This is a genomic window from Thauera sp. 63, assembly GCF_000310165.2.
GTDB classification, from domain to species: Bacteria; Pseudomonadota; Gammaproteobacteria; order Burkholderiales; family Rhodocyclaceae; genus Thauera; species Thauera humireducens.
Genome location: NZ_AMXC01000006.1, coordinates 85779 through 102203 on the forward strand (window position 1 = coordinate 85779; position 16425 = coordinate 102203).

12 protein-coding genes and 1 pseudogene are annotated in these 16425 nt (G+C 65.8%); 7 read left to right on the forward strand and 6 right to left on the reverse strand.

Features of this window, described 5'->3' with window-relative positions:
* Positions 1–7: 7 nt before the first annotated feature.
* The gene (locus C664_RS07595) at positions 8–838 is read right to left on the reverse strand and encodes an alpha/beta fold hydrolase (protein ID WP_004256695.1); all 831 of its coding nucleotides are present in this window, start codon (positions 836–838) and stop codon (positions 8–10) included.
* Between the two features lie 41 nt (positions 839–879).
* The gene (locus C664_RS07600; RefSeq protein ID WP_004256699.1) at positions 880–2223 is read right to left on the reverse strand and encodes a spinster family MFS transporter; all 1344 of its coding nucleotides are present in this window, start codon (positions 2221–2223) and stop codon (positions 880–882) included.
* A gap of 256 nt (positions 2224–2479) precedes the next feature.
* On the opposite strand from C664_RS07600, the gene C664_RS07605 reads away from it, so the two are divergent.
* The 4 genes from C664_RS07605 to C664_RS07620 all read left to right on the forward strand — a co-directional run bounded on the left by C664_RS07605 (position 2480) and on the right by C664_RS07620 (position 6175).
* Positions 2480–3214 (forward strand): SDR family NAD(P)-dependent oxidoreductase, encoded by a 735-nt coding sequence (locus tag C664_RS07605; RefSeq protein ID WP_004256701.1) that lies wholly within the window; start codon positions 2480–2482, stop codon positions 3212–3214.
* A gap of 10 nt (positions 3215–3224) precedes the next feature.
* Positions 3225–3866 carry a nuclear transport factor 2 family protein gene (locus C664_RS07610; protein ID WP_004256703.1) on the forward strand — a complete coding sequence of 214 codons (642 nt, stop codon included), beginning with the start codon at positions 3225–3227 and terminating at the stop codon, positions 3864–3866.
* A gap of 41 nt (positions 3867–3907) precedes the next feature.
* On the forward strand, positions 3908–5755 hold the full coding sequence (locus C664_RS07615) for a long-chain-acyl-CoA synthetase (RefSeq protein WP_004256705.1): 1848 nt from the start codon (positions 3908–3910) through the stop codon (positions 5753–5755).
* Positions 5756–5971: 216 nt separating this feature from the next.
* On the forward strand, positions 5972–6175 hold the full coding sequence (locus C664_RS07620; RefSeq protein WP_004256707.1) for a hypothetical protein: 204 nt from the start codon (positions 5972–5974) through the stop codon (positions 6173–6175).
* A gap of 91 nt (positions 6176–6266) precedes the next feature.
* Here C664_RS07620 and C664_RS07625 read toward each other — a convergent pair whose 3' ends face one another.
* A complete protein-coding gene (locus C664_RS07625) occupies positions 6267–8366 on the reverse strand; it encodes a PQQ-dependent dehydrogenase, methanol/ethanol family (protein ID WP_004256708.1) in 2100 nt (699 codons plus the stop codon).
* Between the two features lie 206 nt (positions 8367–8572).
* Between C664_RS07625 and C664_RS07630 the strand changes: the two genes are divergently transcribed.
* From C664_RS07630 to C664_RS20930, 3 genes and pseudogenes are all read left to right on the forward strand, one after another.
* Entirely contained in the window at positions 8573–9784 is a 1212-nt protein-coding gene (locus C664_RS07630; protein WP_004256711.1) for a thiolase family protein, read from the forward strand.
* Between the two features lie 5 nt (positions 9785–9789).
* Positions 9790–10749, forward strand: a complete 960-nt coding sequence (locus C664_RS07635; RefSeq protein WP_004256712.1) for a bifunctional OB-fold nucleic acid binding domain-containing protein/MaoC family dehydratase — start codon at positions 9790–9792, stop codon at positions 10747–10749.
* A gap of 321 nt (positions 10750–11070) precedes the next feature.
* A pseudogene (locus C664_RS20930) lies at positions 11071–11871 on the forward strand (SDR family NAD(P)-dependent oxidoreductase).
* Positions 11872–11974: 103 nt separating this feature from the next.
* Here C664_RS20930 and C664_RS07645 read toward each other — a convergent pair.
* From C664_RS07645 to C664_RS07655, 3 genes are all read right to left on the reverse strand, one after another.
* Entirely contained in the window at positions 11975–13549 is a 1575-nt protein-coding gene (locus tag C664_RS07645; RefSeq protein ID WP_004256716.1) for an MFS transporter, read from the reverse strand.
* A gap of 119 nt (positions 13550–13668) precedes the next feature.
* The gene (locus C664_RS07650) at positions 13669–15144 is read right to left on the reverse strand and encodes a flavin-containing monooxygenase (protein WP_004256719.1); all 1476 of its coding nucleotides are present in this window, start codon (positions 15142–15144) and stop codon (positions 13669–13671) included.
* A 51-nt stretch (positions 15145–15195) separates the two neighbouring features.
* Positions 15196–16125 (reverse strand): alpha/beta hydrolase, encoded by a 930-nt coding sequence (locus C664_RS07655; RefSeq protein ID WP_004256723.1) that lies wholly within the window; start codon positions 16123–16125, stop codon positions 15196–15198.
* Positions 16126–16425 lie beyond the last annotated feature (300 nt).

Genomic DNA, 16425 nt, shown 5'->3' on the forward strand with positions numbered 1-16425 from the left:
GTCTGTGTCACCCCTTGGTCAGGAAATCGATGCAGCTACGGTTGAAGAGTTCGCGGTGCTCCACCTGTACCCAGTGACCGCACTGGTTGAGCAGGATCATGCGCGCGTTGGGCGTATTCTCGATCAGCTTCAGGGCGCCGGCGTGCGGGTTGAACTTGTCGTTCGCGCCCCAGAAACCGAAGATCGGCACACGGATCTCGTGCAGGCGCTCGGTCATGTTCGGCACCATCATCGTCGAGAACAGGTTGGCCGGCTGCGAGGGGGCGATCGCGGCCCGCTCGGCGATGATGCTGTCGTCGAGCAGCGAGGGGTCGAACACCTGCAGGCTCATCACATGGCGCATTTCGGCTGGCCCCATCGGGCCCTTGGCGAAGGTTTCCACCATGCGCACGATGCCTTCCATCTTGAAGTAGGTCTCGCGCTCCTCGACGCCGCCGGGCGCCATCAGGATGAGGCGCTCGACCGTCTCCGGATGCGCGAGCGCCTGGCCGAGCGCGATCGCGCCGCCGAGCGAGTTACCCAGCAGGGTGCATTTCGCCACGCCGATCTTGCCGAGGAAGGCGTTCAAGTTGGCGACGAAGAAATCCAGGTTGTACTGCGCGTCCGAGGGCTTGTCCGAGCGGCCGAAGCCGGGCAGATCGAGCACGATGTTGCGGAAGCCCGCTTCGGCGAAGGTCGGATAGTTGCCCTTGAAGTTGCTGTAGCCACTCGCACCCGGCCCGCTGCCGTGCAGCCATACCACTACCGGCCCTTGGCCAACGTCGAGGTAGTGGAGGCGCAGGCCGTTGTCGAGCTCGGCAAACTGGTCGAGGGGGATGGGCAGATCGGGTGAGGTCATCAGGGAGTCTCCTGTGAAATTTTCATGTCGGGTAGGGACGTTCATGAGCTGACCGCTACCGCATCAGCCGGCGGCGTCGCACCGAGCAGACGGCGGCGATAGCGCGGCAGGGCGAGAGCCAGGCACAGTGCGGTCAGCGCATACAGGCCGATCGTGCTGGCGAGCGCGTAGCGCAGCGCCTCCTGGCCGAGGCTTGCGGCGAAGAAGTCGCTCAGGCCACCCACAATGATCGGCCCGAGACCGACGCCGAACAGCGTCATGCCCATCACGAAGATGGCGCTCGCCTGTGCGAGGCGGTTGGGCGGAAAGAGATGGCTGATGGCGCCGAAGCAGGGCACAGACCACCAGGTCGCCGTGAAGCTGAACGCAACGTAGAAGAGATACGCCTCCGGCACCGCCATGCTGCCGAGGTGGAAGGCCGTGCCGGCGGGCCACAGGTAGAACGCCAGCCCGAGCGGCACGCTCACAAGGCAGGCGATCACCGGCACGCCGAGCTGCCAGCCGGGGTCGCGCGCAACCAGGCGATCGGTGATGCTGCCGCAGAGCAGGGTGCCGACGGTGGCTGAGATGCCGCCGCCCAGTCCGACCAGCAGCCCCGCCTCCTGCATCGACAGGCCATGCGAGCGGATCAGGAAGCTCGGGTTCCAGGTGCCGATCGCGTATCCCATGACCGCCGCAAGGGTGCCGGCCGCGACGATTAACATGAAGGCCGGGGTGGCGAACAGCTGGCCGAGCGTACTCTTCCAGCCTTCTTGCGCGGCGCCCGGCGCACCTTGGGCGGTGGAGGCGGCGGGGCGTGGAGCGCGCACGGTGAGCAGGAAGAGCAGGCCGAGCAGCACCCCCGGCGCGCCGATGACGATGAAGGCTGTTCGCCAGCCGTAGGTCTGTGCGATCCAGCCTCCCAGGCCCAGACCCAGCACCGCGCCCAGGCTCGGGCCCATGAGGAACACCGAGAGCGCGCGCGAGCGCTGCTTGGCGGGATAGAGGTCGGACACCATCGCCACCGAAGGGGCCGTACCGCCGGCTTCGCCGACTGCGACGCCGATGCGGAACAGCAGCAGCATGGCAAAGCTGGTCGCCACCCCGCAGAGCATGGTCATGCCGCTCCAGGCGATGCACGCGAGCGCGATCACCGGCTTGCGTCCGATGCGGTCTGCCAGGCGGCCGAAGGGCAGGCCGAAGACCGTATAAAAGATCGCGAATGCGACACCCGAAAGCAGGCCGATCTGGGTGTCGGAAATGCCGAACTCTGCCTTGATCGGCTCGATCAGGATCGAGATCACCAGGCGGTCGATGTAATTGAAGATGTAAATCACTGCGAGCACGGCGAGGGCATAGTGGGTATGCCAGGTCACGCGATGCGGGGCTGCGGCGCTCGTGCTCACGGCCGTGTCTCCTTATTTATGTATGTCAGCCGGGCGGGCGGCTCTTTCTCGGGCGTGCCTATGCTCGGTCGCGGCAGCAAGTGCGGCATCGTCCATTCAGACGAATGGCGGACGTAATTGCGGCGCAGCATGCGCGCTGCGGGCTAGTCTCATCGGACGATGTCGATGCGCCGCGTCGGTAGAAAACTCTGCTCCATAGCGACCCCTGCCATGGTTACGGCACGGGCTGACGACAACGCATACATGGAGACGAGCGATGAACTTTGCAGGCAAGGTGGTGTTCGTGACGGGCGCGGCCCAGGGTATGGGACGGGCGATCGTGTCCCACTTCGCTTCGGTGGGGGCGAGCGTGGTGGCCGCCGACATCAATGCCAACGCGGCGGCCGAGGCGGTCGCGGCGCTGGGCGAACGCGGCTTGGCGATGGCCTGCAACGTCTCGGACCCGGCCTCGGTCAAGGCCGCCTTCGATGCGGTCGGTGAGCGTTTCGGCCGGCTCGATGTGGTGGTCAACAGCGCCGGCATCGGCTCGGTCGATGCCTTCCTGGACACACCCGACGACAACTGGATGCGCGTGATCGGCGTCAACCTCACCGGCACCTTCCTGTGTTGCCGCGAAGGGGCCCGCCTCATGCAGAAGTGCGGCGCCAAGGGCGCGATCATCAACGTGTCGAGCACCGCCGCGCTGTCGGGCGAGGGACCCAGCCACTACTGCGCGTCCAAGGCCGGCGTCATGGGCCTCACGCGCAGCATTGCGCGCGAACTGGCCGCCAGCGGCATTCGCGTCAACACCATCGTTCCGGGGCCGACCAACACGCCGATGATGGCCGGCATCCCGGACGAGTGGATGCAATCGATGATCAAGGCGATCCCGCTCGGCCGCATGTGCGAGCCCGATGAGATCGCCCGTGTCGCCGCCTTCCTCGCGAGCGATGATGCCGGCTTCATCACGGGGCAGAACATCGCCGTCAACGGCGGCATGGTCTTTATCTGAGGGGGCCAGCATGACGACCCCAGCAACCCAGGCCGACCTGCTCGCCCGCATTGACCGCCTCGAATCGATCGAGGCCATTCGCCAGCTCGCCGGCAAGTACTCGCTCTCGCTCGACATGCGCGACCTCGACGCTCACGTGAATCTTTTTGCGCCGGACATCCGCGTCGGCCGCGAGAAGGTGGGCCGCGCCCATCTCAAGGCCTGGGTGGACTCCACCTTGCGCGACCAGTTCTCGGGTACGTCCCACCACCTGGGCCAGCACATCATCGAGTTTTCGGACGCAGATCATGCCGTCGGCGTGGTGTATTCCAAGAACGAGCATGAGACCGGCCCGGAATGGGTCATCATGCAAATGTTGTATTGGGACGATTACGAAAGAATGGACGGGCAGTGGTATTTCCGTCGTCGCCTGCCGTGTTACTGGTATGCGACCGATCTCAACAAGCCGCCCATCGGCGACCGCAAGATGCGCTGGCCGGGGCGCGAACCCTACGAAGGCACCTTTCACGAAATGTTTCCGTCGTGGCGTGCGTTCTGGGCCGAACGCCCGGCCAAGGACCAGCTCCCGCAAGTGGCCGAGCCCGCTGCGCTGGAGCGCTTCCTCGTCACGCTGCGGCGTGGTGCCCCCGACCCCCGTATCCGCGTGCGCTGAGGCGTGCGCTCTAACCTCGAATAAATCATGGAGAAGGGCGCATGTCCGATTCTGCCGTCGTTCTGAATCCGCCCGCGGCCCGCAGCAAGGTGGTCCCGCGCGAAGAAACCCAGGCCAAGCTCGATGCGCGCTCGCGCGCCGCGGGCCTCATCAAGCCAGCCGCGCAGTACACCGTGGCGGATCGTCTCGAAGAGCAGGCCGCGCGCTTCGGCGAACGCAACTTTCTGATCTACGGCGGGCGTCGCTTCAGCTACGCCGAGGTCGATGCGCGGGCCAACCAGGTCGCCCACGCGCTGCACGCGAGAGGCCTGCGTTGCGGCGACGTCTGTGCGCTGGCGATGGAGAATCGGCCGGAGTTCTTCTTCTACTGGTTCGGCCTTGCAAAGCTGGGTGTCGTGGTCGCCGTCATCAACACCCACGTCAGCGGTCGCCCGCTCACCCATGCGCTGGAAACGACCGGTGCCCGTGCGGCGATCATTGGCGAGGAGTGCATCGAAAACTTCGCGCTTACGCCGCACCGCCCTGCGCAGCCACTCTATGTCGTGGCTGACGCCGAGAAGCCGGCCCGACCCGAGCATCGGGCCATCGCGAGCGCAGACATCACCGGCGACGTTGAAGGGGCGTCCCGTGCGTGCTTCCCGCGTGACGGGCGGGCCGCGCTGCGTGCAGAAGAAACCATGCTGCTGATCTTTACCTCCGGCACCACCGGTCTGCCCAAAGCGGCACGCTACAGCCACATGCGCTGGATGTCGTCCGGTGACGTGATGGAGGTGACGCTGGGCGCGACCCCTGAGGATGTCTTCTACTGCTGCCTGCCGCTTTACCATGGTGCTGCGGCAACCTCGGTGACCTCCACCGCGTTGAAAGCCGGCAGCAGCATCGTGGTGCGGCGCAAGTTCAGCACACGCGAGTTCTGGCACGATGTGCGCGCCAACGGCATCACCGTGTTCCAGTACATCGGCGAGATCTGCCGCTACCTGCTCAATGCGCCGCCGCAACCCGACGATCGCGTGCATAGCCTGCGCTGCATGCTCGGTGCCGGGCTCAGCGCCGACACCTGGACGCGCTGGCTCGAGCGTTTTGGACCCATCCAGGTGTTCGAGGGTTGGGGCTCGACCGAGGCTAATACCGCGATCATCAACGTCGACAACTACGTCGGCTCCTGCGGCCGGGTGCCGGACTGGAACAAGACCAATTTCCGCCTGGTGCGCTACGACGTCGAGACCGAGTCGCACCCGCGCGATGAGAACGGGCGCTACATCCTGTGCCAGCCGGGCGAGGTGGGCGAGGGCATCGGCTACATTGTCAATCACCCCGAGATCGGCGGTGGGCGCTTCGAGGGCTATACCTCGGAGGAGGCCACCGAGAAGAAGATCCTGCGCAACGTCTTCACCGATGGCGATGCATTCTGGAGCTCGGGCGACCTGCTGCGTTACGACGAGAATGGGTATTTTTATTTCGTCGACCGCATCGGCGACACCTTCCGCTGGAAGAGCGAGAACGTGTCGACTGCAGAAGTGGCGGACGCGTTGGTCGACTATCCGGGCATGGAGCTCATCAACATCTACGGCGTGCAGGTGCCTGGCCACGAGGGCAGGGCAGGCATGGCGGCGATCGTGATGCAGCCCGGCCATGCCTTCGACCCGAAGACCTTCTATGCGCTGACCGAGGCCCGCCTGCCGCGCTACGCCGCCCCGCAGTTCGTGCGCGTGTCGAGCGCTGCCGACCTCACCACCACCTTCAAGCTGCGCAAGGTGGACCTGCAGCGCCAGGGCTACGATGACAAGGCCTTCGACGACCCTCTGTACGTGCGCGACGACGCAGGTGCGACTTACGCGCCGTATTCGCTTGAGGCGCTCGAGCGTGCGGGGTTGCCGCCGTTTGCGTGACGCGGGACAGGTGACGATCGATCGGCGCTCTTCGGAGCGCCGATTTTTTTGGATTTAGTCCATTTGGACGATGCCGCGCTTGCGCGCCTCCGACAATCTACACACCGTGCAGGAGGAGACCCTTGGGTGGCAGTCGCAACGAAGCGGCGTCGCACCATGTTCCTGCGGGTGGCGTGCAGCGCGCACGCGAGACTGTAGCGCACGGAGGAGAAGTACATGATTACCAAGGCCCTGTTGTGCGGGTGTGTGTTTGGATGCCTCGCGGCCTTTGCTGCAATGCTCGATCGGGGCCACGCCCGGGTGCTCGACTCCCTGGTACAGATCCCGGCCTGCGGCGCCGGTGAGACGGGGTGTCAGCACACGGCCTCCCCCGCAAACGCCTCGACCGAACGATTCTTCGCAATGCTGGCGATGCACTGATTGATGTCCAGCGACCGCCTCGGCGGTTGGATCGAACGAAATGGCCCTGCCCTCGGACTCCGAAGGCGGGGCCATGTGTTTTTTGCAGGGCTCAATCTTGCGCTGGCAGGTTTCCGAAAGTGTGGGCCATGCGAATGATGTAGTGGCGGATCGCATCCACGTCAGCCGCCGTCAGCACGTCCGCGAACCCGGGCATACCGCGCGCGGCGAGCAGGCCCTCGAGGAGCGGGCGACGGAACTGCGCAGCATCCTTCAAGTAGGGTGATTGGCGCAGGTCGGGCATGGCGCCGCCGGCCACTGCGCCTGCGCCGTGGCACTGCATGCAGTAGCGTGCGTAACGCGCGGCGCCGTGTGCAAGCTCGGCTTCCGAGCCGGTGGCAGGCGGCGGCGCCACGCTGGGGCGCTGTGTCGGCGTAGGCATCTCGCCTTTGCCGTCAAGCTTCCACACGAAAAGCCCGCCGGGCACCGGGGCGCCGGTGCCCGGCAGCAGCGCGCTCGAGGTCAGGTGCATCGAGCTGCCGAAGCCGGCGGCTGCAGCGATGTACTGTTCGCCGTCGAGCGTATAGCTGATCGGGCCGCCGAGGATGTCGAGCCAGGTGTCCGACTGCCAAAGACGGCGCCCGTCGCGGGCATCGAACGCGGCCAGGCCCTCGCCGCCGACCCCCTGGAACACCAGGTCGCCAGCCGTCGCCAGTACGCCGCCATTCCACGAGCCGGCATGCGGGGTGCGCCAGGCCGCGCGACGACGAACCGGGTCCCATGCCAGCAGATGGCCGCGCATCGCGGCTCTGGCCTGCTCGAGCAGGGCCGGATCGGGCGGCATCGGTGGCGTGAGCACGCCGAGGTTCCAGCGGCCGGGCTCGTGGCGGAACGCCGGCTCCTTCATCATGAAGCCGGTGTTCTCCTGCGCCGGGATGTAGACCAGGCCGGTGGCCGGGCTCCAGGCCATCGGCTGCCAGTTGTGGCCGCCGAGCTGCGAGGGTTGCACCAAGAAGGGCTGGCCCGCGGGGTAGCGCGCGCCCTCGGTTTCGACCGGGCGGCCGCTGGCAGGATCGACATGGCTCGCCCAGTTTACCGTCACGTACTTGTCGGCGGAGAGCAGTTCGCCGGTGGCGCGGTCGAGGACGTAGAAGAAGCCGTTCTTGGGCGCTTGCATCAACACCTTACGGGTCTTCCCGCCGAGCTCCAGGTCGGTCAGCATGATGTGCTGGGTGGCGGTGTAGTCCCAGCTGTCGCCGGGCGTCGTCTGGTAATGCCAAACGTATTCGCCGGTCGCGCGTCGCACGGCAAGGATCGAGGACAGAAAGAGGTTATCGCCGCCGCCGGGGCTGCGGATATCGCGGTCGTGGGGGGCGCCGTTGCCGACGCCGAAGTAGAGCAGGTCGAGTTCGGGGTCCCAGGCCATCGAGTCCCAGACCGTGCCGCCACCGCCGTAGCGCCACCACTCGCCCGTCCAGGTCGGACGCGCGAGCGTCTCCAGCGGGCGATCTGAGACGGTGCCATCGGGGCCGTCGGCCGGATTGCCCGGCACGGTGTAGAAGCGCCAGCGCAGTTCGCCCGTCTTCGCGTCGTAGGCCGAGACGAAGCCGCGCACGCCGTACTCGGCGCCGCCGTTACCGATGATGACCAGGCCGCGCGCCACGCGCGGAGCGCCGGTAATGGTGTAGGGCGCGTCGATGGCGAAGGTCCGCATCGACCACAGCAGGCGGCCGCTTTGCGCATCCAGCGCCTGCAGTCTGCCGTCGATGGTGGCCACGAAGACGCGCCCGTCTTCGACCGCCACGCCGCGATTGACCACGTCGCAGCATGCGTGCATGCCCTTGCCGGCCGGCACCTCGGGATCGTGCTGCCATTTGAGCTGGCCGTTGCGCGCGTCGACGGCATACACCACGCCCCACGGGCCGCTGACGTACAGCGTGCCGTCAACCATGATGGGGGTGGCCTCGACGCCACGTGGCCGGTCGAAGCGGAAGTGCCAGGCCAGTCCCAGCCGTCCGACGTTGTCCGCGCTGATCGCGGACAGGGGGCTGAAGCGGGTCTCGGCGGCGTCCAGTCCATGCCGGGGCCACTCGCCCCCCGTTTCGGGTGGGGACGCGGGGGCGGGCGACGCGGCGAAGGCGGGCGCCTGCGCGACGAGGACGCTGCCTGCCGCCAGCAGGGCGAGCAGCGGCTTGAGGGTGAAGCGACGCATACGGGGACTCCTCCAGTGTTGCGGTGAATCGTGGGCAAGGGATGACTCGCGCATGATCGGGGCGCGGGCCGGTTGCCGAATCGTCCGTCCGGATGGTGTCCTCCGCTTCGCCTAGTCGATTTGAACGATTGCGCCCCCCGGACGCTGTGGCATCGTTGTGCCCAACACAGGGCCGGACAGGGCCTGGATCAACGAGGTGAGGGACCATGGGTCTGAAAGGAAACGCAGCAATCGTCGGCGCCGCGCAGTACAAGCCGGAGAAGTACGCGACCGCGCCGCGGATGTTCCATCTGGAGCAGGTGGCCGACCTGGCCGGCCTGGCGCTGGCCGATGCCGGGCTCAAGGCCTCGGACATCGACGGTCTGGTGATCCACGGGCCGCAGTTCCACGAGGCGCAGGTCTTCGTGCCGGCGATGGCGGCCGAGTACCTCGGCCTGTCGCTCAACTTCGCCGAGGTCGTCGACCTGGGCGGTTGCTCGTCGGTGGCGGCGGTCTGGCGCGCGGCGATGGCGGTCGAGATGGGGCTGTGCCAGGCCGTGCTGTGCGTGATTCCCGCGCGCATGGCGCCCTTCGGTCCGGATGAAGACCCGAGCTGGATGGCCCGTGCAATGCGCTTCGGCGGTCACAGCACCGCTTTCGGCGCGCCCGAGGCCGAGTTCGACCTGCCATACGGCCACATGGGCCAGAACACCGGCTACGCGATGATCGCCCAGCGCTACGCGGCCAAGTACGGCTACGATCCGGTGGCGATGGCCAAGATCGCGGTCGACCAGCGCACCAACGCGCTCGCCAACCCGGACGCCAGCTTCTTCGGCAAGCCGCTCTCCATCGAGGACGTGCTCGCCAGCAAGATGGTCGCCGAGCCGCTGCGCGTGCTCGAGATCGTGATGCCGGTCGCCGGCGGTGCCGCCGTGATCGTCGCCTCCAAGGAAGTGGCGGCACGCGCGAAGAACCGCGGCGCCTGCATCACCGGTTTCGGCGAGCACCTGTACTTCAAGTCGCCGACCTACGCAACCGAGATGACCGACACCCCGATCGGCCCCGCGGCCGAGCGCGCCTTCGCGATGGCGGGCATCCAGCGCAGCGACATCCACGCCGCGCAGATCTACGACTGCTACACGATCACCGTGCTGCTGACGCTGGAAGATGCCGGCTTCGCGCCCAAGGGCGAGGGCATGCGCTGGGTGCGCGAGCACGACCTGACCTACAAGGGCAACTTCCCGATGAACACCCACGGCGGGCAGCTCAGCTTCGGCCAGAGCGGCACCGCGGGCGGCATGTCGCAGGTCATCGAGGCCTTCCACCAGATTTCCGGCCGCGCCGGTGAGCGCCAGCTCAAGCGCTGCGACACCGTGTTCGTCTCGGGCACCGGTGGCGTGATGAGCGAGCAGGGCGCACTGATTCTCCAGGGAGCATGACGAGCATGTCGACCAACAAACCGCTGCCGACACCGACCGGGATCTCGGCGCCGTACTGGAACGGCCTCAAGGAAGGCCGCCTGACCCTGCCGCACTGCAAGTCCTGCGGCCACTGGGTCTTCTTCCCGCGCCGTCACTGCGACAAGTGCTGGTCGCAGGACCTGGCGTGGAAGGAGGTCAAGGGCACCGGCACGCTCTACACCTACACGCTGACCCGCGTCCCGACGCTGCCCGACTTCGCCGACGAGATGCCGCAGAAGATGGCGGTGGTCGAGCTCGACGAGGGCGTACGCATCAACACCACGCTCATCGGCGTGGATGAAGGTGAGATCAAGGTCGGCATGCGGGTGAAGCCGGTGTTCGACACGGTGAAGTCGGACGGCACGGCGCTGCTGCGCTTCACGGCTGCGGACAAGGATATGCCCGAGCGCATCGACAGCACGCCTGCAGCGCTGGCTGCCGCAGCCGAGGCCGCGGCGGACACGGCGCCGGTGGTCGCGAAGCGCCAGGTGCGCTGCGACGACGAGGCGGCGATGAAGTCGCTGGTGAGCGACACCTTCTCGCCCTGGAGTAACCAGATCGTGGTCGATCAGGCGTTGATCGACGAATTCGCGAAGCTGTCGGGCGACGACTACTGGATCCACATCGATCCCGAGCGCGCGCGCAAGCAGAGCCCCTTCGGCGGCACCATCGCCCATGGCGCGCTGGTGCAGGTGCTGCAGTCGCGCCTGCGCATCCCGCTCGACTTCGAGGTCGTCGGCTTCACCAACATGGTCAACTACGGTTCCGACCGCCTGCGCTTCCCGGCGCCGGTGCCGGCGGGTTCGCGCATCCACGCCCGGTCGCGGGTGAAATCGGTCGAGAAGCTGGCCAAGGGCATGCAGCTGACGATGGAGATCGTTACTCACGTCGTGGGCAGCGAGCGGCCGTCGGTAATCAATGACCTGGTGATCCTCTACATGTGATCCAGGTGTCAGGGTTTTTCTAGCAGCAAATCGTTGTTCTTGTAGTGCGTTTTTGTTGTACCTGCAGTTCAGTTGCATGGTTTTCCTCCTCTCTTCTGGCCGCCTCCCGCAAGGGTTGGCGGCCGTTTTTTTGCGGACGGAGAATGCCCTGGGGATGAACTGGCGCAGGCGCCGCGCACCGTCACGGCAGGCTGATAGTCAGTTCTGACGATTGCAGCGGACGCAGCGGTGCGTACCGTGCAGCGATACCGCGTCGGCATCCGCGGCTGGCGGCCGTGGGAACGCGACGGGGGAAAGACTTCGCTCATCAAGGAGACATTCATGCAGAACGTGGAGCCATTGCTGTCAACGCCCTCTACCGGCGTACTCGTCACCGGCGGCGCGTCCGGAATCGGACTGGCCTCGGCGCGGGCGCTCGCAGCCGTCGGGCGCCCGGTTGCGATCTGGGACATCGATGCGCGCAGGGCGGAGGCGGCTGCAGAGCAGATCTGCACGGAATTCGGTGGCCAATGGAACGGGGCCTGCGGCATGCCGGCCATTGGTTTCGGTGTTGACCTCCGCAGCCCCGAAGCGATCGCTGCGGCTGCGGATGAGACACGCCAGCGACTGCCATCGCTGGGCGGAATCGTCCACTGCGCGGGCATCGTCGATACCGGATCGCTGGAGGGAATCACCCTCGACAGCTGAGCCGATGGCATCACCATCCATCTGCGTCCCATCGTGTTGCTGCTGCAAACCTTTCTGGAAGATCTGAAGCGGCAGCCCGGCTCGGCGGTGGTTGCGACCGCTTCGATCAATGCAACGCTCGGGAACGGCATCAACCCGGTGTACTCGGCGGCCAAGGGTGGCGTGTTGTCGCTCGTCCGCTCCCTGGCCGACCGCCTCGCTCATGACGGCATACGCATCACCAGCGTGTCGTCGGGCTATGTCGAGACGCCCATGACCCGGCCCGCGATCGATGCGCTGCCGCCGGGGTTCTTCGAGCGTCGCATCCTGCTTGAGCGCGTCGGCGCAGCCGAGGAGATCGGTCGCGTGGTGCGCTTCCTGCTGTCGGACGAGGCGAGCTACATCACCGCAGCCGAGATCGTCGTCGACGGCGGGAACATTTCCTCCCAGCGCTGAGTACGCGCCCCGCGCTGACAGCCTGCGGGGCGCCGGGGTCTGGGCAAAGCGTCTTCACCCGTTTTGCCCAGACCCCGCTCGATGAGGGGTGGCTCAGTCATTCCTACTTAATTGCGCTCACGCGGGGTGACAACGCGCTGGCGGCGTTTGCCTGGCGTGTCCGCGCCAATTGCGTGGCGAGGATGAGGGCGATCAGGATGGGGACGCAGAGGAGGTAGCCCACCTGGGTCAGTGCGCCCTGCAAGGCCTCTGCGGAGGCAGCCGTGATGAGCTCCGATGTCTTGATGCCGGCGGCTTGCAGCTGGGTGGCCAGCGCCTCGGGCAGTGGGCCGCGGTTTGTCGCTGCCCGCACCAGGGCGGTCAGGGTGTCAGCCTCGAGCGCGTGCCCGTCGATGAGCCGTGACAGTGCGCTGCTGGCCTTGTCTGCCAATGCGGTGCCGAAGACCGCCAGGGCCAGCGACGAACCCGTCGGGCTGGCCATGTCGCGGAACATGCTGAACATGCCGGTGCCCACGCCGATCCGCTCGGGCGGAATGGCGCCGAAGGCCATTTTCATCGACGCCGGGGTGTTCGCGCCCAGCATGATTCCGAGCAGGCTGCAGATGGCGGCGATATGGGCCAGCGACGAATCGATCTGGATGGTGAGAAACAGAAATGACCCGCCGAGGGTACCGATCAGGGCGAAAAGCGACACCCGTCGGGCCTCGAAGCGGTCGCACAGGCGCCCGGCGATGGGGGAGCTCAGCATCGCACTGCCGAACATGAAGAGCGTCATCAGTCCAAACTGCCACGCGTTGCCGCCCGGACGGTTGTTCATGAAGAAGGCGAGCGCGTAAAGGACGCTGCTGGTGAACAGAACGTGCAGCCAGAAGATTGCCAGTGGCAGCGAGAAAGCCTTGGTGGAGAGGATTTTCGTGTCCAGCACCGGGGCGGCGGTGCGCCGGCTGTGTTGGATCAGCACGAGGAGGGTGATCAGGCCGCAGACCAGAATCGCCCAGAAGAGGGGCGAATGGGTGCCGATATTGCTGGCCCAGGTGGGCAGCGAGAGCAAGGCGCCAAAGGTGATCAACAATAGCAGCGCGCCCTTGTAGTCGAAGGCTGCGTTGATTCTTTCGCCACGAATCTCGGGAACGATCAGATAAACGGGAAGCAGACCGCCGATCGCGAGCACCCCGCTGATCCAGTAAATGCTCTCCCAGCCAAAGCGGTCGATGAGGAGTCCGCCGAGTGCGCCGCCGGTCGCACCGCCCAGCGTCATCGTGAAGCTGAGGATGCCCAGTGCCAGCCCCCGCTGCTTGTCATCGAACAGGTGGGTTGCATAGACGAACACACTGGGCAGGATGCAGGCGACGGCAAAGCCCTGCAGGAATCGGGCGACAAGAAACGACAAGAAGTTCGGTGCGAGCGCAGCAGCAAACTCCGACATCGCGAACACGACGAGGCCAAACAGCAGGATGCGCTTGCGACCGTAGACATCGCCCACCCGCCCCATGATGGGCGCGAACACCGCGACCGCAAGGAAGTAAAGCATCAGCATCAGCGACGAAAGGCTGACCGGGATGCCGAAATGGCGGGTCACGCTTGGAAGCGCCGGAATCTGGAAGGCCGAAGCTTCGATGGTGACGAAGGTACCGAACAGGAGTGCGATGTAAATCGCCCAAGCCTTGCGTGGCGTCATGGGGATGCTCCGTAGGTGATGAGCCCCGGGCGAACCGGGGTCGGTCAGTGTCTGGACGTGCACGACGCCGCGGGGACAGCCGACTGGCTGTCCCCGCGGGGGTATTGCCGCTCAGGACGTCAGGCGGCGCAGACGTAATCCTCGTCGCGCGGCTTGGCGGTCTGTTCGGCGAACGCGTCGTAACTCCACGGCCAGCTCGCCGGCACGCCAGTGGCATCGAGGTACCAGCTGTTGCAGCCCGAGCCGAAGATCGTCTTGCGGGCGGCGGCGATGCGGCGCTCGTCATAGGCGCGCAGGGTTTCCTCCTTCAGTTCGACCGAGCGTGCCTCGCCGGACTCTAGCGCGGCCAGCAAGTGCTCGATGTAGCCCCACTGACGTTCTGCGATGTCGATGAGGGAGAAGTTGCCGACAGGGCCGGTGGGGCCGTTGATCATGAAAAAGTTCGGGAAGCCCGGCACGCTGATGCCGAGGTAAGCCGACGGCGTCGGGCTCCACTGGGCGTCGATGTCTGTGCCATCGCGGCCGATCAGGCGCATCGGGCGGACGAAGCGGTCAGCATGGAAGCCGGTGGCGAGCACCAGCACGTCGACCTCCTGCAGGGAACCGTCGGCCATGCGTACCCCGTTCGGCTCGATCTGCTTGATCCCTCCGATGGCGACCTCGACATCGGGCCGTTGCACCTTCTGGTAATAGTCGGACGAGTAGATCAGGCGCTTGCAGGCAGCGCGGTAGTTTGGCCGCAGCTTCTCGCGCAGCACCGGGTCCTTGACGCTGTCTTCGAGGTTCTTCTGTACGATCGCCTCGATCTCCCGCATTTGGGGGGAATCCGGGTCGACGATCGCTTCGGTGAAGCGGCGCACCGCCGATGTGTAAGCCTCGCTGTAACGGATCTCGTCAATCAGGGCCGGATTCGCCCGGAATGCCGCCTTTTGTTCTTCGGTGTAGGGATCGTTGGGCGTCGGCATGATCCACTGCGGCGTGCGCTGGATGTGGATGACCTTGCTCGCGCGCCCGGCGAGCGCCGAAACGATCTGCACGCCGGTCGATCCGCTGCCGATGATGCCGACACGTTTGCCATCCAGTGCAACCGAGTGGTCCCACTGGGCCGAGTGAAAGCACGCGCCGGCAAAAGTGTCGAGGCCGGGGATGTCGGGCGTGCTGGGGTGATGCAGCACACCCGTCGCCGCGATCACGACGTCGGCCGTGTCCTTCAAGCCTTTTGCCGTCTCGAGTTCCCAGCGGCCGTTTTTCCATTCGCAGCGCGTCACTTCCTGACCGAACTTCATGAACTTGTCGAGCGCGTACTTTTCGGCCACCGATTCGAAATAGCGCTGGATCTCTGCGCCCGGAGACAGGTAGCTGCTCCATTCGGGGTTGGGAGCGAAGGAGTAGGTGTAGGCGTGGGCGGGCACGTCGCAGGTCAGGCCTGGGTAGGTGTTTTCGCGCCAGGTGCCGCCGACGCGGTCGGCCTTCTCGTAGACGACGAATTTGTGCTTGCCCGCCTCGAGCAGACGGGTGGCGGCCAGGATGCCTGCCATGCCGGCGCCGATGACGGCGATGCGCAGGGACTTGGGTGCGCTTTGTGTGGAAGCCATTTTGAGTCGAGTCTCCAGGTGTGGAAAAAGGTTCTTTAGGTTTGTGGTTGATCAGTTATCGAACGCGTGGCGCAGTTGGAGCGCGCTGAACGCCAGTGCTTCAGTCGCGGCATCGAGCGTTCCGAGCATGCTTGCAAAGCCATGGAACTGCCCGTTCCAGCGCTGCTGTGTCACGCAGACCCCGGCGTCAACCAAGGCCTTCGCATAGGCTTCGCCCTCGTCGCGAAGCGGGTCGGCGCCGGCGGTGATCACGGTGGCGGGGGCGAGACGGGCTAGATCGGTCTGCAGCAAGGGTGACGCACGGGGGTCGCGCGCCGCATCTTCGTTGGGAAGATAGTTGCGCCAGAACCAAAGCATCATGTCTCGGTTGAGGACAGGGGTATCGGCCGACTCGAGCTGCGAGGGTGAATTGCAGGAGGCGTCGGTCACCGGATACAGCAACAGTTGATGACGAAGCGCGATGGGGCCGTCGCGCAGTGCGTGGGCGACGACGGTGGCGAGTGTGCCGCCGGCACTGTCACCCGCGACCGCGATCTGCGTGGGGTCGGCGCCGAGCGCCGATGCGCGCGCATGCAGCTTGCGCACTGCGTCGATGGCGTCGTCCACCGCGGCTGGGAAACGGTGCTCGGGGCCGAGGCGATAGTCGACCGACACCACGATCGAGCCCGACAGTGCGGCGAGGCGGCTGCAGAGGTTGGCGTGCGTGTCGATGCTGCAGCTGACGAAGCCGCCACCGTGGAAGAACACGGTGAGCGGGAGCTGACCTGCGCCGAAGGGGCGAAAGATGCGCACGGGCAGCGGACCCGCGATCCCGGGCAGGGTGTCGTCAACAATCGACTCGAGGCCATCGTCACCCGCCGGCGCGATGGGGAAGGCGGCGATCATGGCGCGGTAGTCGGCGACACTCAGGGTGGAGAAGTCCGGACGCGGACTCTTGGCGAGCTGGTCGGCGATGGCTTGAGCTTGCGGATCGAGACGCACATTGACTCCTTGATGGTTACTGATGCGGGCTGCTGGCTTAGGCAGCTGACTGCTTGGTTTCGTGACCCAATTATTCGCCGCTCTGAAACAGGGGCATCCTGCAAACTGGTTAACGAGCGCATTGCGTCATCGTTCTGGGGGCACCTCTTCGTGCCCTAGTCCAATCTGGTGATGAAGCCCGTGGTGTCTGGTGTCATCGTTGGTACAAGTGATTGAGCGGCGTTTGTTCGGTGTGCTTCGGTCCATCGAGTGGAGAGACGATGAACAGGGATAGGGCGGACATGAGGGCACGGTGTATTT